This is a genomic window from Gracilimonas sp., from assembly GCF_014762685.1.
Classification (GTDB): Bacteria; Bacteroidota; Rhodothermia; order Balneolales; family Balneolaceae; genus Gracilimonas.
Map to the genome: position 1 here is coordinate 468,627 of NZ_JABURM010000006.1, position 18,708 is coordinate 487,334.

At 40.8% G+C, this 18,708-nt stretch carries 18 protein-coding genes; 8 read left to right on the forward strand and 10 right to left on the reverse strand.

Annotated elements, in window-relative coordinates:
* The first annotated feature begins 91 nt into the window (after nt 1-91).
* On the forward strand, nt 92-1,720 hold the full coding sequence (gene argS / locus HUJ22_RS11655; protein WP_290877671.1) for an arginine--tRNA ligase: 1,629 nt from the start codon (nt 92-94) through the stop codon (nt 1,718-1,720).
* A gap of 95 nt (nt 1,721-1,815) precedes the next feature.
* Here argS and HUJ22_RS11660 read toward each other — a convergent pair whose 3' ends face one another.
* The 3 genes from HUJ22_RS11660 to dnaN form a co-directional block, all read right to left on the reverse strand.
* On the reverse strand, nt 1,816-2,622 hold the full coding sequence (locus tag HUJ22_RS11660) for a class I SAM-dependent methyltransferase (protein ID WP_290877674.1): 807 nt from the start codon (nt 2,620-2,622) through the stop codon (nt 1,816-1,818).
* A 99-nt stretch (nt 2,623-2,721) separates the two neighbouring features.
* Nucleotides 2,722-3,510, reverse strand: a complete 789-nt coding sequence (locus HUJ22_RS11665) for an SAM-dependent chlorinase/fluorinase (RefSeq protein WP_290877677.1) — start codon at nt 3,508-3,510, stop codon at nt 2,722-2,724.
* Complete coding sequence (dnaN, locus tag HUJ22_RS11670; RefSeq protein ID WP_290877680.1) at nt 3,510-4,625, reverse strand: DNA polymerase III subunit beta; 1,116 nt, start codon at nt 4,623-4,625, stop codon at nt 3,510-3,512. Before dnaN ends, HUJ22_RS11665 begins: the two co-directional genes overlap by 1 nt.
* A gap of 281 nt (nt 4,626-4,906) precedes the next feature.
* Between dnaN and miaA the strand changes: the two genes are divergently transcribed.
* The 7 genes from miaA (at nt 4,907) to HUJ22_RS11705 (ending at nt 10,111) form a co-directional block, all read left to right on the forward strand.
* The gene (gene miaA / locus HUJ22_RS11675; protein WP_290877682.1) at nt 4,907-5,815 is read left to right on the forward strand and encodes a tRNA (adenosine(37)-N6)-dimethylallyltransferase MiaA; all 909 of its coding nucleotides are present in this window, start codon (nt 4,907-4,909) and stop codon (nt 5,813-5,815) included.
* A 154-nt stretch (nt 5,816-5,969) separates the two neighbouring features.
* Entirely contained in the window at nt 5,970-6,215 is a 246-nt protein-coding gene (gene purS / locus HUJ22_RS11680; protein ID WP_290877684.1) for a phosphoribosylformylglycinamidine synthase subunit PurS, read from the forward strand.
* Nucleotides 6,216-6,218: 3 nt separating this feature from the next.
* On the forward strand, nt 6,219-6,548 hold the full coding sequence (locus HUJ22_RS11685; protein WP_290877686.1) for an ATP-dependent Clp protease adaptor ClpS: 330 nt from the start codon (nt 6,219-6,221) through the stop codon (nt 6,546-6,548).
* Between the two features lie 4 nt (nt 6,549-6,552).
* Nucleotides 6,553-7,251, forward strand: a complete 699-nt coding sequence (gene purQ / locus HUJ22_RS11690) for a phosphoribosylformylglycinamidine synthase subunit PurQ (RefSeq protein WP_290877689.1) — start codon at nt 6,553-6,555, stop codon at nt 7,249-7,251.
* Nucleotides 7,252-7,263: 12 nt separating this feature from the next.
* Nucleotides 7,264-8,019 (forward strand): LPS export ABC transporter ATP-binding protein, encoded by a 756-nt coding sequence (gene lptB, locus HUJ22_RS11695; RefSeq protein ID WP_290877692.1) that lies wholly within the window; start codon nt 7,264-7,266, stop codon nt 8,017-8,019.
* Between the two features lie 15 nt (nt 8,020-8,034).
* A complete protein-coding gene (locus tag HUJ22_RS11700; RefSeq protein WP_290877696.1) occupies nt 8,035-8,355 on the forward strand; it encodes a rhodanese-like domain-containing protein in 321 nt (106 codons plus the stop codon).
* Between the two features lie 22 nt (nt 8,356-8,377).
* Nucleotides 8,378-10,111 (forward strand): amidohydrolase family protein, encoded by a 1,734-nt coding sequence (locus HUJ22_RS11705; protein WP_290877699.1) that lies wholly within the window; start codon nt 8,378-8,380, stop codon nt 10,109-10,111.
* A gap of 11 nt (nt 10,112-10,122) precedes the next feature.
* Here the strand turns inward: HUJ22_RS11705 and rho are convergent, their stop codons facing one another.
* The 7 genes from rho to malQ all read right to left on the reverse strand — a co-directional run bounded on the left by rho (nt 10,123) and on the right by malQ (nt 18,703).
* Entirely contained in the window at nt 10,123-11,340 is a 1,218-nt protein-coding gene (gene rho / locus HUJ22_RS11710) for a transcription termination factor Rho (protein WP_290877701.1), read from the reverse strand.
* A 169-nt stretch (nt 11,341-11,509) separates the two neighbouring features.
* Nucleotides 11,510-12,841, reverse strand: coding sequence for a tetratricopeptide repeat protein (locus HUJ22_RS11715; RefSeq protein WP_290877703.1), 1,332 nt, complete (start codon nt 12,839-12,841; stop codon nt 11,510-11,512).
* Between the two features lie 77 nt (nt 12,842-12,918).
* Nucleotides 12,919-14,235 (reverse strand): hypothetical protein, encoded by a 1,317-nt coding sequence (locus tag HUJ22_RS11720; protein ID WP_290877706.1) that lies wholly within the window; start codon nt 14,233-14,235, stop codon nt 12,919-12,921.
* Entirely contained in the window at nt 14,222-15,439 is a 1,218-nt protein-coding gene (locus HUJ22_RS11725) for a hypothetical protein (protein ID WP_290877709.1), read from the reverse strand. The genes HUJ22_RS11720 and HUJ22_RS11725 overlap by 14 nt, the downstream gene beginning before the upstream one ends.
* Before the next feature lie 39 nt (nt 15,440-15,478).
* Nucleotides 15,479-16,282 (reverse strand): glycogen/starch synthase, encoded by an 804-nt coding sequence (locus HUJ22_RS11730; RefSeq protein ID WP_290877712.1) that lies wholly within the window; start codon nt 16,280-16,282, stop codon nt 15,479-15,481.
* Between the two features lie 19 nt (nt 16,283-16,301).
* Entirely contained in the window at nt 16,302-17,123 is an 822-nt protein-coding gene (locus HUJ22_RS11735) for a phosphosulfolactate synthase (protein ID WP_290877715.1), read from the reverse strand.
* A gap of 74 nt (nt 17,124-17,197) precedes the next feature.
* On the reverse strand, nt 17,198-18,703 hold the full coding sequence (gene malQ, locus HUJ22_RS11740) for a 4-alpha-glucanotransferase (protein ID WP_290877717.1): 1,506 nt from the start codon (nt 18,701-18,703) through the stop codon (nt 17,198-17,200).
* Between the last annotated feature and the right edge of the window lie 5 nt (nt 18,704-18,708).

The following is an 18,708-nucleotide window of genomic DNA, read 5'->3' on the forward strand; positions in this document are numbered from 1 at the left end:
TGCCCCTTTTTTATGAGCAAGAATTCTAATCTGTCCTGATTCCTAATTCACAATTCCCTTATCTTTGGATGAATTTGAAAGTTATTACTCCATGAAAGAATATTTAGTTGAGATCATTAGTAAATCTCTTGAGCAGTTTCAGTTAGAAGAAGTGCCTCAGGTACAGATTGAAGACCCCAAACAACCGGAACACGGAGATGCATCGTCAAACATTGCGATGCTGTTGGCCCGGCCGCTTAAAAACAATCCAAGAGCCATAGCTCAGCAGGTTGTTGAGGGATTAAATTACGATGAGAAAAAAATATCGGCTGTAGAAATAGCGGGACCGGGATTCATCAACTTTCGTTTTGCAGAAGATTATTTATTTGATGAGTTGAATGAAATACTGAAAAAGAGCGAAGCTTTTGGAGAAAGTGAGTCAAATAAAGGAAAGCGCGTGTTGGTGGAATTCGTAAGTGCCAACCCAACAGGTCCGCTTACGGTTGGTCATGGTCGAAACGCCGTCTTGGGTGATACGGTAGCCCGGCTCCTGGAATGGACCGGTGCCGAGGTGGAGCGCGAATATTATTTCAATGATGCAGGTCGGCAAATGCGTGTTTTGGGAGAAAGCGTTCGTGCCCGGTATCTGGAACTATTAGGAAAGGAATCGGAATTTCCTGAAGGGGGATACGAGGGAGAATACATCCGTGATATCGCTCAGGCTTTAGTGGATGAGAAGGGAGAAGAACTCGCTGAAACAGAAGATGAAAAGCCATTCAAGGAAAAAGCAGAGCAGGAGATTTTTGCGGACATTAGCGGCACGCTTGAGCGCATGAAGATCAAAATGGATTCCTATTTTAATGAGCACAGCTTGTATGAAGAGGGGAAAATTGAAGAAACCATCGAGAGGCTTCGCGAAAAAGGGTTAGTGTATGATAAAGATGGAGCGGTTTGGTTCAAAACCACAGAGTTTGGTAAGGATAAAGATACGGTACTCGTAAAAAGCAGCGGAGAGCCTACCTATCGCCTTCCCGATATCGCCTATCACGCCAATAAACTGGATCGCGGTTTCGACCTTTGTATTGATGTGTTTGGCGCGGATCATATTGCCACTTATCCGGATGTGTTGAATGGGATAAAATCACTTGGATATGATCCGGAAAAAATTGATGTGGTGGTTTACCAGTTTGTGACGTTGGTAAAGGATGGAAAGCCGTTCAAAATGAGCACGCGAAAAGCGAACTTTGTTACGCTGGATGATCTGATGGATGAGGTAGGCGCCGATGTAACCCGCTTTTTCTTCCTGATGAGATCGCCCAATACTCACCTGGAATTTGATATCGCCCAGGCCAAAGAAGCCGGCGAGAAAAACCCGGTGTTTTATCTGCAATATGCACACGCCCGTATTTCAAGTATCCTCCGCAAAGTGGAAGAGGAATATGATTTTTCGGAAACGGCGAATCTTAGCTTGCTTTCCCACCCCAGTGAGATCAAGCTTATCAAAACCATGCTGAAGTTTCCTGAAAACGTAGCCAATGCGGCACGACTCCGAGAACCTCATCATGTAATTACCTATCTGGATGGGCTGGCATCTGCATTTACCAGCTTCTACCACGACTGCCGAATTTTGGGTGAGGATGAAAAGCTTGCCCAGGCCAGAATGGAGTTGGCAAAGGCCACGCAGCAAGTGCTCAGAAACGGATTGGGTATTTTGGGGATATTGGCACCTGAACAAATGTAGTTAGTTTTAAATGAGGGAATGCTGAATCTTAAATGGGACTGTGCCGTTGGCGCTTAGTGCATTTAACATTCAACAATTAAAATTTCTCATTTCGGCTACGCCGGCCTTAATTTCGTAAAGCAAACAATACCCTTCACCAGCTGCTCTTCCACATCAAAACCGGCCTGGTTAAAGAGTTTATTACTTTCATCCACAGACCAGAAGTTGATACCTCCAATAGCTACAGACTCCTGAAGCAAACGACCATACCAGGCGTCCGATTTGATAAGGTGCATCATGAAGAATACACCGTCTTCTTTTAAAACGCGCTTGGCTTCATACAAAACCTTCAGCTCTTCTGTAAGCTCATTCAGCGTTCCGCCCATGACAATCCCGTCAAAGGTTTTGGAAAAGAATGGCAGCTCTCTCCCATCTGCCCGGATGAATGTCATGTCCGTTTCATCTGCTTCAGCCTTTAGGCGGGCTTCTTCGAGCATTTGGTAGGAGAAATCCAAGGCGACGATATTGGCCTTTTTCTGAGCAGCTTTTAGGGCCCGGCCATATAATGCAGTTGAACATCCTAAATCCAGATACCAGCCATCTTCTTTTGGAGCGGTCCAGTCGATAAGTAACTCATGTTCTTTTTCGATAGGAAACTCTTCGCCCGAAAGCAATGAGAGCGAACGCTTTCGCCAGATGTCTTCGTAGATAGCAGCCGTAATTTTCCAGTGATTGGTGCTCTGGGCAATGGATGTGAATTCAGGCTCTTTACCCAGTAAGTCGATGATGTTATTCTTTACCTGATATTCATCTCCCTCTTTTGATCCGATTGTTCCATTAAAAGGCGTAGAAAGGTTGGAAACTTCATCAGGAATTGAAATTCCGGCGCGTTCATCAATGGGTGAGCGTAATTCAAGTTTCATAAACTAATCATTTAATTTTGTTGGGATACGCTAATTAAACCTTAGTGTTACAGCAACCAGAAGTTAAGCTAACTTTGGAAAAGTTAGCAAAGGGACCCCCTATTTCTGCAACACGATTGAGATCTGCGCACCTTTGTCAACACTTAGCATGCGCCCGGCATTTCCTTTGTTGATCCCGATTTCCAACATACCGGAGCTTCCAATGAAAGCTGCGGGCTCGCCTTCTTCCACGTCGCCAAACGTCGTTACAATTTTTTTGAGCATAGTGTTGCCCACATAAATTTTCACATTTTTCCTCTTGAGGTGGTCTTCAATTAATTGCTCAGAAATGTTGGTGATCAGATTCCCAAAACGATCGATGTGAACCACCCACCCTTGAAGGCCATCTCTATCGGCAATAGGTACGGCCCAATGATAGGTTACCAGTTCATCTATGGGCTCACCTACTTCTTTTAATGAAACCCCGTTACTGAGGTGTGCTGCAACCGGGGCAAAAATATCACGCCCGTGAAAAGTTTTTGAGACACTTTCCCGCCAATATTTATTGTTATTCAGCTTGTATGCTTTGTAGTTGTATTCATTAAAAAAAAGTGAAAAAATGCCATTATCGGGACCAACAAAAAATTGGTCTTTTATTTTTAGGGCAACCGGATGACGAGCAGTTCCCACGCCCGGGTCAACCACAACTAAATGCACGGTGTCGGGGGGATAAAGAAAAGCAGTATTACGAACTACCCAAGCTCCGGCCATAATATCTTGTGGGGGAATTTCATGAGAAACATCCACAAATCGGGCATCAGGAGCTATTCCCAACATGATCGCTTTCATAGCGCTCACGTAATGGTCTTGTAGTCCAAAATCAGTTGTGAGGGTAATTATTTGACTCATCAAGCATAGCTGTTGAGCATAACCGGCATAACAAGCATCAGGATGTCTTCATTCTCATCTTTGTTAGACGGCTTTACAATGCCGGCACGATTGGGTGATGAAAATTCAAATGTAACTTCCTCATCATCAATATTGCTGAGAACATCTCCAAGATATTTGGCATTAAACCCGATTTCCATTTCTTCATCGGAATATTCGCACTCAATGGTTTCTTTAGCTTCGCTGCTCATATCTAAATCTTCTGCGCGAATGGTAAGTTTGTCAGAATTCAGCTGCAGACGAATTTGACGAGTGGTGGTACTGGAAAAGATAGCCACTCGTTTTACGGTGGAAAGCATTTGGTCTTTACTGATGGTGAGAAACTTGTCGTTATCACGGGGAATTACAGAATCGTAGTTTGGATACTGCTCATTAATAAGGCGTGTAATTACGATGGTGCTTTCACTTTTAAAACGGGCATGGTCTTCTGTTACCGTTAAATCACACTTGTCGCCGGCAATGGTTTTTTGGATAAGATTAAGGGCTTTGTCGGGGACAATGAAATCCACCTCTTTATCCGCAGTAATTTCTTTGTTGGAATACTTTACCAAACGATGGCCATCGGTAGCCACAAATTTACTTTCATCAGTTCCAATCTGGAAATAAACTCCCATCATTGCAGGCCGTAAATCATCACTGGAAACGGCAAAAAGTGTTTTATGAATCGCATTATTCATCAGCTCGGTAGTGGTGCTGATGTTAGTTCCATCATCAAGATTTGGAACTTCGGGGAACTCGTCAGCATCATCTCCGACCAGTTTATAAGTTCCTTTATCGGTACGGAAATTAATATTCTTCCGGTCATCCACATCAAAGAATACAGGGATATTCGGAAGCTGGCGCAAGGTTTCCAACAGTCGCCGGGCGGGTATGGCTACTGCTCCGTCTTCTTCAATGTCGGCATCGATGTATTCAATGATGGAAATTTCAAGATCAGTTGCGGTCAGTTTAAGTTTGCCGTCTTCACTTTCAAAAAGGATGGTTTCCAGGATGGGAAGAGTTGCTTTTGAAGGCACGGCTCCAATCACGGCCGAAAGCCCCTTGTTAAGTTCGTTGCTCGATACAGAAAATTTCATAAATTCATTATTTAAATAGGTTAAAGAGCAAAAATCACCCAAAATTGCCCTTTCTGTGGAGTGTGCTTATACTAAGAAATACTGACTCTCTCTGCAACCTAAGAAAGAGCAATTTTCAACGTGAATAAGTCTGTGAATATATCGTTTAAGTGCTACAGTAACCTATAATTTTTGTTATAGTTTCTTGAAGTATGGGTTTCCTGTTTAAGTATTAATTCTTCTTTCATCAAAATTATTAACTTGTTCACTTCACCAAACACAAAATACCATAACGTTATATTTTGAGAATTATACTTTTGGGCCCTACTGCCGCGGGTAAAACCAAGCTTTCTCTTTTGCTTGCAGAAGAACTTAATACTTCCATCATCTCGGCTGATTCCCGCCAATGCTATCAGCACCTTAACATTGGAACAGCAAAGCCATCACCTCAAGAATTAGAAAAGGTTGCTCACTACAATATTTCCCTCTTGGATTTGGAGGAAGAAGACAGCGCCATGGAGTTTCAGAAGCGGGCGGCAAAATGGGAGAAGGAAATTCTGAAAAATGCGGATCATGTCTTTTATGTGGGAGGAAGTACGCTTCATATCCAAAGTTTAATACAGCCGTTTAACGATATGCCGGAAGCGAATGAAGAAAACATTGCGAAACTGGAGAACAGGATTGATGCTGAGGGAATAGAGTCGTTATACGGTATGCTGAAAGAGATTGACCCTGAGTACATCCATAAAATGGATGGGATGAATACGCAGCGTATTATTCGAGCACTTGATGTATGGATGCAAACCGGAAAACCCTTTAGCAGCTTTCATAATCAGGGTGAAATTCAGCCCGATAAAGACACCATTGTTTTTGGGTTGAAGTGGCCAAGAGAAAAACTTTACGATCGGATTAATGAGCGTGTAGATGGGATGATTGAACGAGGTTTGATTGAAGAAGTGAAGTCTATTCTGGATGCCGGCCATCCTAAAGACTTACAATCGCTGAATACGGTGGGCTATCAGGAGATTATAAAGTACTTGGATAGAAAATGGACGTTAGAAAAAGCAGTTGAAAAGATCAAAACCAGCACCCGTCGCTATGCTAAAAGACAAATGACTTGGTATAAGCGCTGGGATTTTATTCATTGGCTGGATGCTGATGAAATGAGTGCTGAGGAAATGAAAGAAGAGGTTTTAAATAGATTGAACTGAAGGAGTAAAGATTAAAAGGAAGTCAGAACTCAGGATTCTGTACTCAGAAAAGAATCCTGAATACTGGGTTCTGACTCCTGAATTCTCAAATACAAGTTAGCAGCTAAGTTACAGAAAGGTTAACTTTGGCATTCACTTAAAACGAAGCCCGACTATGTACAAAGCGAAAGTAAATGTAACGCTCCGTCCATCTATTTTGGATCCTAAAGGAAAAGCCGCTCACCATGCATTACAAAACCTGGGTTTGAATGAAGTTCAGCAAGTTCGAATTGGTAAGTTTATTGAATTGGATGTAGATGCTAAAGATGAGTCTGCGGCAAAAGAAATTGTAGAATCTGCCTGTGCACAATTATTGGCAAATGAAGTAATGGAAGACTTTGAAATCATAATAGAATCCTGATTAATGCTTTCTCATACTCAACATATCGATACAATCGTGATGTCTGAGGTGGAAGTAGAGGAAACGACGGAAACTAAAACTGAGGAAGAAGTCGAAGAGGAGATTCAAACCCCCTGGCGGCTAATTCTTTATGATGACGACGTTCACACTTTTGATGAAGTGATTTCTCAGCTTATGAAAGCTACCGGATGCAGTTTATCTGAAGCGGAAGACATGACATGGAAAGTTCATAATGATGGGAAAGCACTGGTGCATGAAGGGGAGTTTGAAGAATGCCTCCGTATTGACAGCGTACTAAAAGAAATTCAATTGGTTACTGAAATAAAAGGATAAAATAATGGCCACATTTGGCGTAGTAGTATTTCCCGGCTCTAATTGCGATCATGATGCATATCATGCCATGAAACATGTCATGAACTCAGAGGTGAAATTCCTTTGGCATAAAGAAATGGATCTCTCGGGAGTTGATTTTTTGATTATCCCCGGCGGATTTTCGTATGGAGATTATCTCCGGTCCGGTGCCATCGCCCGCTTCTCCCCAATTATGCAGGAAGTGGTGAAATTCGCTGAAAAAGGAGGGCCGGTAATGGGAATTTGTAATGGATTTCAGATTTTACTTGAGGCCGGACTTATTCCCGGAGCCATGATGCACAATGAAAAGCTTAAGTTTATTTGCAAGAATGTTTTTGTTCGGGTAGAATCTACTGATTCTATTTTCACAAATACTTTAAAGAAAGGAAGTGTTTTAGATATCCCTGTTTCTCACGGTGAAGGAAATTACTTCATAGATGATGATGGATTAAAGTCACTTCAGGACAATGATCAGGTTTTGTTCAGGTATTGTGATGTCGAAGGAAAATTAACTAAAGAAGCGAATTTTAACGGCTCTATCGATCATATAGCCGGGATTTGCAACTCGAAGAGAAATGTTTTGGGAATGATGCCTCATCCCGAACGAGCAATGGAAAAACTTTTAGGTTCCGAAGACGGAAAACCAATTTTTGAATCCATCCTCAATTCACTTTCGATTGCTTAAAAGCAAGCTATAATGATTACTGAAACACAACCGAAATTGATGTTGCACAGCGAAGGACTGGTGAAGCGTTATCGAAAACGTACGGTTGTGGATGATGTATCTATTAATGTTAGCCAGGGGGAAGTGGTTGGTTTATTAGGCCCAAACGGGGCGGGTAAAACAACAACTTTTTATATGATGGTGGGGTTAGTTCGGCCAAATGCCGGTAAAATTTTCCTAAATGATAAAAACCTGACCCGGGAACCCATGTACAAACGAGCCCGAATGGGAATTGGATATCTGTCCCAGGAGGCCAGCGTTTTTAGAAGCCTTACTGTACGCGAAAATCTTGAATCTGTTCTTCAGTTCTTATCGATTCCCCAAAAAGAAATAGACCTGAAGGTTGACAAGCTTATTGAAGAATTTGGGCTCCATAAAGTGGTAGATAGCAAAGGTTACAGTTTGTCCGGAGGAGAGCGGAGACGCACGGAAATAGCCCGTGCTTTAGTAACCGATCCGAAATTTATACTGCTGGATGAACCTTTTGCAGGTGTGGACCCCATTGCAGTTGAAGATATACAGGAGATAGTATCAGGGTTGCGACATCAGAATATTGGAATTTTAATTACAGATCATAATGTGCATGAGACATTGGCCATTACAGACCGCGCCTATCTTATGTTTGAAGGAAAAATACTAATGGAAGGTTCGGCAGACCGTTTGGCTGAAGACGAAAAAGCTAAAGACCTGTATTTGGGCAAACAATTCAAATTAGACCGTTACACCTGAGAATAACAACATCCTATGAAATCGATTACTGTTCATGAATTAAATAAGAAAAAGGAAAACGAAGAATCTTTTTTTTTACTGGATGTTCGTGAATATCACGAATATTTGGTATCCAATATTGGAGGGCATCATATTCCCTATAATGATCTTGAAAGCAGAATGAATGAAATAGAAGAGTACAAAGATTCGAAGGTAATTGTAATGTGTCGCTCCGGAAATACAAGCAAAGATGCGGCTGAAACACTTCTTAACTCTGGATTCAAAAATGTTTTTAGCTTAGAAGGCGGAATGAAAAAATGGGCTAAGGAGATTGATCCTTCACTTCCGGTAATATAAACCTTTAAATAGACTGCCTGCCATGCCAAACTACTTCAAAGAAAAAGTTCTAAAGATCCTTTTTATATTTTTTATTGTTTTTTTAGCAAGCTGGCAGGGACTAAAAGCTCAAAATGATTCCTTCGATGTTTTATTAAAAAATGGTTACATATATGATGGGTCAGGAAACCCGTGGTTTAAAGCAGATATTGGAATTAAAGGAGAGAGAATACAACGAATTGGCGACCTTGAAAAAGCCTCTGCCTTAGAAGTGATTGATTTGTCGGGATTATATGTATCCCCTGGTTTTATTGATATTCATTCTCATGCCTATGGACCAATAGCTATGAAAGGAGGTATTGCTTCAGATGATGTGAGAAGAAGACAGGCCCCCAACTTGATCTCTCAGGGTATCACTACAATTGTTGGGAACCATGATGGCCGGTCGGTTGATGAACCGTTTGATCAACAACTGGCAGAGCTTAAGGAAAAAGGTATTGGGGTAAATACGGCTCTCATGGTGGGGCACAATACAATCCGAAGTAAAGTGATGGGTGACGAGTATGAGAAGCCGGCTACTATAAGCCAGATCAAAGAAATGCAGGGGTTGGTTAGAAAGGCGATGGAAGAAGGCGCTTTCGGAATGTCAGCCGGGTTAGAGTATTTTCCGGGCCGCTGGAGTAATACAGATGAATTAATAGCTCTTGTAGAAGAAATTACTCCATTTGGAGGCGTTTACATTTCACACCAAAGGAGTGAAGCTAAAACACCGATGCTTTGGCTGCCAAGTGATAATACTCCAACTCCTCCAACTCTTTTGGACGCAGTAGAGGAAACCATTGAAATAGGAAGACAAACAGGAGCGACCGTAGTAGCCTCTCATCTCAAGGCGAGAGGGTCAAATTTTTGGGGTGGAAGTATCGCCGCAGTATCACTGATTCAACAGGCAAGAGACCAAGGGGTGTCTGTTTACGCGGATCAATATCCTTATAATACCAGTGGAAGTGATGGCAATACCAGGTTGTTACCTCGGTGGGTTTTTGATTTTGAAAGGTTTGGATTGGAAGAAAGTGGATCACCAAATTATAACCTTCCTTTGAACAAAGTATTGGAGGCCCCGGAGTTAAGAACAGCTTTATATGAAGATATTAGACATTCCCTCGCTTACCGGGGAGGAGCGGAACGCATTGTAGTGTTTGAACATCCAGATTCTACTTACATTGGAAAAAGTATTAAAGAACTGGCCGGGTTAAATGAGATAGCTCCTGAAGATATGGTGATAGAATTGCAGCGGAGGGGCTTTCAAGATAGACCGGGAGGGGCAAGATTGAGAAGTTTTTCAATGCATCAAAATGATCTGGATGCTATAGCTAAGACAGACTGGACCGCTACCACCACCGATGGAATGATTACCCTGCCAGAAGATGGGCAGGATATTCACGCACGTTATTATGGAACATTTCCCAGAAAGATCCATAAGTATGCACTTATGGATGAGACCATTAGTGTTGCACATGCTATCCGCTCTTCTACCTCACTTCCTGCCCAAATTATGGGTATCGAGAATCGAGGATTAATTGAAGAAGGATATTACGCTGATCTGGTGGTATTTGATATGAATACAATTCAGGATCTCTCCACTTTTTTTGAACCTCATCAACACTCAGCCGGTATTGAGTTTGTCTTTATAAACGGTAAGCAGGCATTGGCAAACGGAAAGCTTACAAGGAATCTTTTTGGAAAAACTATCACTCCCAAAAACTCCCAAAATAAGTAGCAGAGAAAAGATCAGGCTAAAGCAGCAATCTGATTCAGTAGCTCCTGATTGCTATCTGTATTCTTCAGTACTTTAAGAAGACCAAGCATAGATTCTTTTGGAGATTTCTTAAGCAGGTATCGCCGTACCATATTTCGCTCTTCCAGGGAATCTGTAATAAATTTGTGTTCATTCCTTGTCCCTGAAGCCGCGATGTTAATGGCCGGATAAATACGGTCATTTGACAATTCACGATCTAAAACCAATTCCATATTCCCGGTCCCTTTGAACTCTTCAAAGATCAAATCATCCATTCTTGAATTAGTTTCAATTAAACAAGTGGCGATGATAGTCAAAGAGCCGCCACCCTCAATTTTACGAGCGGAACCAAAAATCTTTTTTGGGATTTCAAGCGCACGGATATCCAAACCACCGGAAAGCGTTCTCCCGCTGTTGGTTTGAATAGCGTTATAAGCTCTCCCTAATCGTGTAAGAGAGTCAATTAGCAGAACGGCATCTTCACCCATTTCGGCTTTTCTTTTAGCATAGCCTAAGGCCATTTCGGTAATGCGAATGTGACTTTGGGTTTGTTTGTCGTTTGAGGAGGCAAAAACTTCAGCCTGAGTAGTCCTAATAAAGTCTGTAACTTCTTCCGGGCGCTCATCCACTAAAAGCACACTTACGTGAAGATCATCATAATTTTCATTTAATGACTTGGCGATCTTTTTTAGCAAAACGGTTTTACCGGTTCGGGGCGGTGCTACAATAAGTGCGCGCTGGCCTTTGCCTATAGGGGCAACTAAATCCATCACTCGCATTTCAACATCATCGGCGTTAAAACCAAGTTTTATCCAATCAACGGGCATAATGGGGGTCTGACGTTCAAAGCGACTGGATTTTGTCCAGGCCTCTACGGGTCTTCCGTTAATAACGTCTACATTAGCAACATGCTTGTGGCCTTTGTTGTCTTCTTCAAACTCACCTTCCAGAACCAGGCCCGGACGAAGATCCAGCTCTTTGACCTCTTCCGGTTTTAAAAAAGGATCTTGCGGCTGGTATGAAAATTCATAATCAAGCTTGCGAATAAACCCCCATCCTTTCGAATTAATTTCCAGGACTCCGGCATAGCGACCGGCTACACCCTGATTATTTTTCCAGTGAAATTTCGGGATGAATACATTGTCCCCCTTGTTTCCGCGATTATTTCGCTTGTTCTTATTGCGGTTTTTATAATTTTTTTTACGTGCCATTTACTTACTGCAATGTTGTTTAATCCTTCCCCCGGTATCGATAAGTGAAAACTAAAGATGTTTTTGTGTACTAAAAAGGAAGGAGAGAAAAAAGAGGTGCGGATTAATTATCCGCACCTGAATGTCTTAGTGGATGAGAAAAGATACAAATGTTTTTATTGATACCAAATTATCGAACAGTAGTTGTTTCGTTAATCCAGCTATAACAGCTTCTTAAAGAGCCGTCAACAGTTATCTTTTGCCCATTTTCAAGATTCAATGTAAAGAATTTGTCTTCGGAATTAGGGGTAACGTCTTCATAAGTAGAAAGTTGTTGATTTACGGTATTAGCAACCGAAGAATCAATATTCTTTGCTTTGTTTAAGTAGTCAATTACAAGCCAGTAAACCACTTTATCTTCGGCTTCAAGCTTGCGTCCTTCAGTACATTGTGTTACAGCCGCGCCGTAAATAGTGGCCATTTTTATATAAGCACGCCCATCATTAGGGTCGATGGCAAGAGCATCCTGAACATAGCTTTTAGCGGTACTCAGTTGCTCCAGGCTTATATGCATGTCAGCCAGTCTCAGGTACAAATCTTTCTTTTGAGCATCTTCAGAAGCTCTGTCAAGGGCTTCCTTATAGTACTTAACAGCATTGCTATAGTTTGCATTACTGCGGGCAAATTCAGCCAAATCTAATGCACTATCGTAGGTTGGCTCAAGCTCATTAATTTTAAGCTTTACTTCATTGAGTTTTTCCCGGTTATCCAGGTTTTCATAAGCAGATTCAAGGGCTTTCCATGCGTCAATATTTTCGGGATCTTCTTCCACAAGAGGAGAGAAATAGGCAATTTGTTCCTCAGGAGACCCTAAAATTTCTTGTTGCTTCTCTTCAATAAATTCAAGGGCATCGCCCTCTGCATGAGGTTTAACCTTATCAATAAATGCCTGTGCGTCCTCTGTCCTGTCTTGTTTGATAATGTTATTCAGCGCTTGTCGCAGATAATAACCATCGCCCATATTAAGAGCGCGTTGAGGATCTAATTCAAACAGCTGTTCGTAGTCAGAATAAGCTTTTTGAAGCCCGTCATCCATGTTATTGTAATTTTCCTGATAAAATCGCCCCCTATCAAAAGTCAGGTCAAATTTTGCTTTTGGATCTTCTCCAAAAAGCTCTATTGCCTCATTAAGGACGGTCAGCGCGGAATCGACATATGCTCTTTTCTCACTAGGGTCTTCTTTGCTTCGAGCAATCTCTTGGTAAATCTTAGCCATGCGCTCGTATTGTGTTAGAAGGCTAAAACGTGGGTTTCCTTCAAGTTTTTCAGGTTTTGCACAGATCATCCATCGCCCATAATCCAGGGCAAATTCATAATCACCGGATCTGTAATTTTCGTAAAAAATGGAATAGGCAGCTAACGGAGATAAACCACTTGGTGGCTCTGGGTTACAGTTTGCCTGAGCGTGTGTAAGGGGAGTGCTAACAAAAAGAATCCCTAAAAGCGTTATTAATTTTTTCATCGGTCTTCGCTATTATTAATGCTGTTAGTTATTAAAACTAAGCAGAATGTTTAATTATTATATTATAAATATTGTTTTTAGTTCAGTTTGGGTCTGCGAAACATAAATTCGGTTAAGTTAACTGACAAATTAAAGGCCCAAATTTTTTCTTTTATCAGATTATCAGAGGTAGTACCTCTCAGCCCATATTGAGCACTTAAACCAATAGAAGAATTTGAGAACGGTGAAATTATTCCTAAACCGGCAGAAAACCAAAGCGTATTAATATCGTGATTTTGGGATTTTAAGTGGCCGGAATCATAAGAAATACCACCACTGTATCTAAAATTGGAAAAGAAACTGGTTGAATTTGTTCTATATGGGTGGTATTCACCGCCCAAACCTAATTTAGCCCTGTCAGAGAGTTCAAATGATTGATTGTTGGTACTGATATTGGATTGAGCTTCACTCCACTGTTGCAGTTTTCCTTCAATAGAAAAGTTAACTACATAGCTTGGGTAGTAGCTCAGTCCTGCATTAACCTCAAGGGGTAACCGGGCATTTCCGCCTATATTTTCATCAAGAATTACATCCCTTGTTTGTCCGTTGACCTCTCGTGCGCTTACGATCTGTTCTTTGGTAGAGATATCAAGCGGGAGGTTAAATGAAGATCCAATACTTAGCTTGTCTCTTGTTTTTAAAAGGTTCCGGAAAGTCAGCAGTGCGCCAAAGCGGTGGCTGAAAGCAGAGCCGGATATTTTAGAATTAGTATAGTTATAATCAAGGTCTTGCTGATTAAAAAACAATTCCTGGGAATTTTCCTGGGTTATAAATGCTAAAGATGGAGCATAACCAATGGCAATATTCTTGTTAATATTCCAGCCAAAACCAACCTCGAATTTGTTTATACCCCCCTTTCCGGTAATATCATAAGCATATTCAATAGTCTCGTTTTCAGAGGTGATCATGGAGGAAGTAGAAAAATATCGATAATTAGAACGGGTAGCGGGGTATAGAGAAGCAGAAACTCCAAAGCGTTCTCTTATAATAGGTAATGTAAGCTGCAAGTATCCGGCTTGTAAGTTAGAGTTAATACTTTCAGAGGTATTATCTACCGATTGATGTTGCGAAAGCTGAAAACCTGAAGAAGTGGTGGTATATGAGTTTTTACCCCATAAAGCAGGATTGCTCAGGCTAATTGACTGAGAATTGTCTAAAGAAACCCCTGATATGCCCAAGCTCAGTTCCCGTGCTGTATTATTTTCTGAGGGAAAGCCAACTCCAAACTGAGAATAAAAAGAACCGCTGTTACTTATACTTCTCCCATCAATTTGCCCAAAAGCTTGATTAAAAGTAAAGGCAAAGACGACTATAAAGGCTAAATAAAAGGGCTTATAAAGTTTAATTTTCTTCATTCACTATCGTTGTAATAATTAATTTTGGTCGTAGTTGTTGGGACGCAGATTGATTGTATAATGATGTAGACCGAAGGATGCCTGATGTAGATCCAAGGCCGATGAGAATTTCACTGTTGTTTTCTTGTCCAAAAAGTAAATTATTTAGATAATTTGTGACATTGGCCTTGTAGTATGGAGCATCCTGAGATTTAAAGCCAAAAAAAGCATGCTCTGATAACTGATATTGAAACTCTTTTTGAGAGGTGGTCGCAAGGTCTATATTGATAAAGTTAACATCAGGTCTGTAATGGCTAGTTGGCAAAGTTTGTGCTAACCCAATGCTGTCTTCGTAAAGGACTAATTCTGCTTTTAGAATATTTGATGTTTGATGCTTATCCCGAATTTGTGAAAAAGGAATGTCTATTTTCATCATTTCTTCAATCGTAGAATGAAGAGAAGTTTTAACAGCATTTTGAGGAACATTCGTCCGTTCTGAGTTATAAGCCCAGTTTCTAAGTCGTACAGCAGCAGTATCAGTCATGCCTTCGTTTAATATAAGAAAGCGACTGTTTGAAGTATTTGGGAAAGATATTTTGTTGGTGTTACCTGTCGGGACAATTGCTAACCCATGGAATTCATATTGGTAGAGAGAATCTATATTCGCTTCATCGCTATTCAAATAAGTTGCGTATTTATCCTTCCAGGAATCTGAAAGATCTACTATAATATTTTTTTCTTGTCCGATGGTAAAGCTGCCAATCTCGGTCCCCTCGTCATAAGTTAATTCAGAGTCAAGACGGTAGGAATTGCCTCTCCAAAGGGAAGTTATTTCATAGATAGAAAATTCAGAAACAGACAATGTATCTCCATAAGTATTGACACTATCCAATTGGATTTCAAGCTTTAAAGAAAAATTATTGCCTTCAATATTTAAACTGTCAGGAATATTTGGGTTCCGGATAGGCCTTACCAAGCCAGTAGTTTGAATATCTCCAAACATCTGATCTGAATATTTTCCGATGCTGATGGATTGTAAGTTCCCGGAATATCCCTGAAAGTTCTCAACTGCTATGTTGTCCAGGAACAAGGTGTCAATAACCGTAGTAGGCTCGTCAATATAACTATTGCCGACACTTCCAGGGTCCTCACATCCATTAAAAATTAAAATTAGCGTTAAAAGCGATATATATAAGGAAACAAAACCCTTATTTGGTTTGGTCATTAAAAAAATATTTAAATGTTCTCTATCTAGTCTTTTATTCTATTCTGCATCGGAAATAGTCCGATAATATTCGGCAAATTTATCAGATACATCTTCCGGGGATCCCTGGATTTTCTCCGGCTTGATACCCAGCTCTTTGAAAATGTCGTCAAATTCATCTTTCAGGTAATTGCCTGTTACCACGTGATCACTGTATTTCAATCCAAGTTTCAGTAAATCCACTTTTCCTTCTTCTGTAAGATTATCGATATCGGTATCGGCCGGTAATCCGAGAAGCTCCAATACTCTCGCAGAATCAGAATCACCTTCATTTATGGGGTGATGTAAGTTATATACGATTTTTGTGTTTTTGAAAATGTCTTCGTCTTTATATAGTGTTTTCACTAAAAGCGGAGTTAATCCAGCCGGCCAGTCGTGGCAATGGATAATATCCGGCTCCCAGCCGAGCTTAATAACTGTCTCGAGTACGCCTTTATTGTAGAAGGCAAGACGTTCGTCATTATCTTCATAAAATTCTTCAGAATCCGGTTTCCTGAAAAGTCCCTTTCTCTTGAAGTAAGTGTCATTATCCAAAAAGTAAACCTGTAGCTTGGCATTAGGAATGCTGGCTACCTTAATTTTCATGGTTTCTACCTTGTCTCCTACTTCCACTTCAATACCGGAAAGGCGGATTACTTCGTGCAGCCTGTTCCTTCTGTCGTTAATAGTTCCGTATTTAGGAAGCAGAATTCGAATTTCGAATCCTTTGTCTTGTAATGAAGCAGGTAAAAACCGAAGTAAATCGGCCGTATAAGTCATGCGTGCGAAAGGGGAAATTTCTGCTGCAACGTAAAGAATTTTCATAAATATTAGCTCTCAGTGATTACTCTTTGTTAGATATTGTATTACTGTCTTTCATAACTTTGTTTAGATCTTCATCGTCATCCAATGAGTAAAAATCCAACAGAGTGTCGCTCCTGAGACCAAGTCGTAAGGTTTCAACGGAAATGACGTCGGCAGGTTGAATGTTGCCAAGGTTTACGTTACTTCCGAATTTACGAATGAACCAAACTTGTTGTTCTTTTTGAGGAGCTTCGAAAATTAACTTTTCTTCCGGAATTTGATCGGTTATTTCTTCTATTAACCCAGATCGAACTTCTCCATTAGGCCTGAAAACACCAACGGTTCCACTCTCACGGGCTTCACAAATAACTTTTTGAGCCCCGGCTTTTAATTCATTTTCAATGATTCTTACCCATTTGTATGGAGGAATAATATCGTTGGGGTTTTTACTTCCAACTTCTGAATAGACCGTAAACTCTTTACTCAGATCCTTTATTATAGATTGCTTTCGGTCATCAGACAGCCAGATAGTTCCGTTTGAAACCTCTACGTGCTCAATGCCATAGTTTTTCATTAATGCAACATAACCATCCAGCTGATCCCTTAAGACATAAGCTTCAAATAAAGTACCACCAAAATAAACAGGAATATTAGCTTGTTGGTACACCGCAATCTTTTCTTCAAGATTTTGAGTTACATACGAAGTTCCCCAACCCAGTTTTACCACATCAATGTAATTGGAGCTCGACTCTACAAAATCCTCAGCTTGCCGAACGCTATATCCTTTATCTAAGGCTAGGGTAAGCCCCTTTTTTCTTGGTTTATCAGTTCGATTAGGTAAGTGATTAAGTGAAAATGCCATATGTGTATGTTAAAATTTCTAAGCCTGAAATATACAAAAACACAGTCTGTATATGAAATCAAGCATTTGTAAGGTTAAGTATTAGGTTTAATTTGTCTGTTACTTAGTTCTACAAGATGCTGAACTTGTTCTTCATCAATATTATCTAACATTTCTGTAGTATATCTCCAAAGCCAGTTACCGGAGGATGTTCCGGGAATATTCATACGATGCGCGCTGTCTAATCCCATAAAATCTTGCAGCGGGAATATAGCTTGATCTGAAACCGAAAGCATCCCTAATCGAATAAACTCCCAATGGATATTTTCGCCATTTGAACGAGTATATGTGCGTGCTCGGTGTTTTTCTTTCTCAGCAGTGGTATTGTACCAGCCTAATGCCGTGTCATTATCGTGCGTTCCTGAATAAGCTACGCTGTTTTGCGAATAATTGTGAGGCAAAAAACTGTTTGAAGAATCAGAATCGAAAGCAAACTGAATGATTTTCATGCCCGGAAAATTGTATTTATCCCGAAGCTTTTGCACACCTTCAGTCATAAACCCAAGGTCTTCAGCAATAATGGGCAGTTCTCCACATTGTTCCAGGATGGTATCGAATAACTTCTCACCCGGCCCCTTTACCCAGCGGCCGTTCTCTGCTGTTTTTTCGGAGGCATTTACCTCCCAATAAGCATCAAACCCACGGAAATGATCGACCCGAATAGCATCACACGCATTAAACATATGCTTGAAGCGATCTACCCACCAAGAAAACCCGTCTTTTTCAAGCTCATCCCATTTATATAAAGGATTGCCCCAAAGTTGTCCGGTTTCACTGAAATAGTCAGGGGGCACACCCGCTACTAATTGACGGTTTCCCCCTTCGTCGACTTCAAAATACTTTGGGTTGGCCCAAACGTCGGCACTGTTGTGGTCTACAAAGATTGGAATATCCCCTACAACCCGAATTCTGCGTTCATTTGCATATTTTTTTAAGTCAATCCACTGATTGTTGAATTCAAATTGCAACCAGTACTGAAACTCGATTTCGTCCTGGAATTTTTCACGATATTTTTCGAGTGCTTTTGCCTTTCGCAAGGCAATATCATTATCCCAGGTATTCCAGGGCTGTTTGTCGTAATGGAGAGAACAAGCCATAAACAACACATAGTCATCTAACCAATGTTTATTTTGAGCTTTAAAAGCATTGAAAGCTAGTTCTTCCTCCTCAATTTTCCGTTTATAAAAGCGCTCCGAAGCAAGTTTGTATACCCGGTCTTTATTCTCAAAAGAAGCTTCATAGTCTGCTACTGTTTCAGAGGGAAGCTGAATGGATTTAATTTCTTCTTGTGTGAGTAATCCTTTTTTATGAAGGATTTCCGGGCTGATAAGATAAACATTCCCTGCAAATGCAGAATAACTGGCATAAGGAGAATTTCCATATCCTGTAGGAGTGAGTGGCAATACTTGCCAAATGGTTTGATTGGTGCGTGTTAAAAAATCAATAAAATTACGGGCTTCAAATCCAAAGTCTCCCATACCATACTTTCCGGGAAACGAGGTTGGATGAACTAAGCAGCCGCAAGATCGTGGAAACCTCATTTAAT

Bases quoted from the DNA above. Each gene is read 5' to 3' on its own strand.
- HUJ22_RS11665 (WP_290877677.1), bottom strand. From the start codon at position 3,510: ATGAGTCAAATAATTACCCTCACAACTGATTTTGGACTACAAGACCAT.
- lptB (WP_290877692.1), top strand. From the start codon at position 7,264: ATGATTACTGAAACACAACCGAAATTGATGTTGCACAGCGAAGGACTG.
- HUJ22_RS11725 (WP_290877709.1), bottom strand. From the start codon at position 15,439: ATGACCAAACCAAATAAGGGTTTTGTTTCCTTATATATATCGCTTTTA.
- HUJ22_RS11685 (WP_290877686.1), top strand. From the start codon at position 6,219: ATGCTTTCTCATACTCAACATATCGATACAATCGTGATGTCTGAGGTG.
- HUJ22_RS11705 (WP_290877699.1), top strand. From the start codon at position 8,378: ATGCCAAACTACTTCAAAGAAAAAGTTCTAAAGATCCTTTTTATATTT.
- HUJ22_RS11720 (WP_290877706.1), bottom strand. From the start codon at position 14,235: ATGAAGAAAATTAAACTTTATAAGCCCTTTTATTTAGCCTTTATAGTC.
- malQ (WP_290877717.1), bottom strand. From the start codon at position 18,703: ATGAGGTTTCCACGATCTTGCGGCTGCTTAGTTCATCCAACCTCGTTT.
- rho (WP_290877701.1), bottom strand. From the start codon at position 11,340: ATGGCACGTAAAAAAAATTATAAAAACCGCAATAAGAACAAGCGAAAT.
- dnaN (WP_290877680.1), bottom strand. From the start codon at position 4,625: ATGAAATTTTCTGTATCGAGCAACGAACTTAACAAGGGGCTTTCGGCC.
- purS (WP_290877684.1), top strand. From the start codon at position 5,970: ATGTACAAAGCGAAAGTAAATGTAACGCTCCGTCCATCTATTTTGGAT.
- argS (WP_290877671.1), top strand. From the start codon at position 92: ATGAAAGAATATTTAGTTGAGATCATTAGTAAATCTCTTGAGCAGTTT.
- HUJ22_RS11730 (WP_290877712.1), bottom strand. From the start codon at position 16,282: ATGAAAATTCTTTACGTTGCAGCAGAAATTTCCCCTTTCGCACGCATG.
- purQ (WP_290877689.1), top strand. From the start codon at position 6,553: ATGGCCACATTTGGCGTAGTAGTATTTCCCGGCTCTAATTGCGATCAT.
- HUJ22_RS11660 (WP_290877674.1), bottom strand. From the start codon at position 2,622: ATGAAACTTGAATTACGCTCACCCATTGATGAACGCGCCGGAATTTCA.
- HUJ22_RS11700 (WP_290877696.1), top strand. From the start codon at position 8,035: ATGAAATCGATTACTGTTCATGAATTAAATAAGAAAAAGGAAAACGAA.
- HUJ22_RS11735 (WP_290877715.1), bottom strand. From the start codon at position 17,123: ATGGCATTTTCACTTAATCACTTACCTAATCGAACTGATAAACCAAGA.
- HUJ22_RS11715 (WP_290877703.1), bottom strand. From the start codon at position 12,841: ATGAAAAAATTAATAACGCTTTTAGGGATTCTTTTTGTTAGCACTCCC.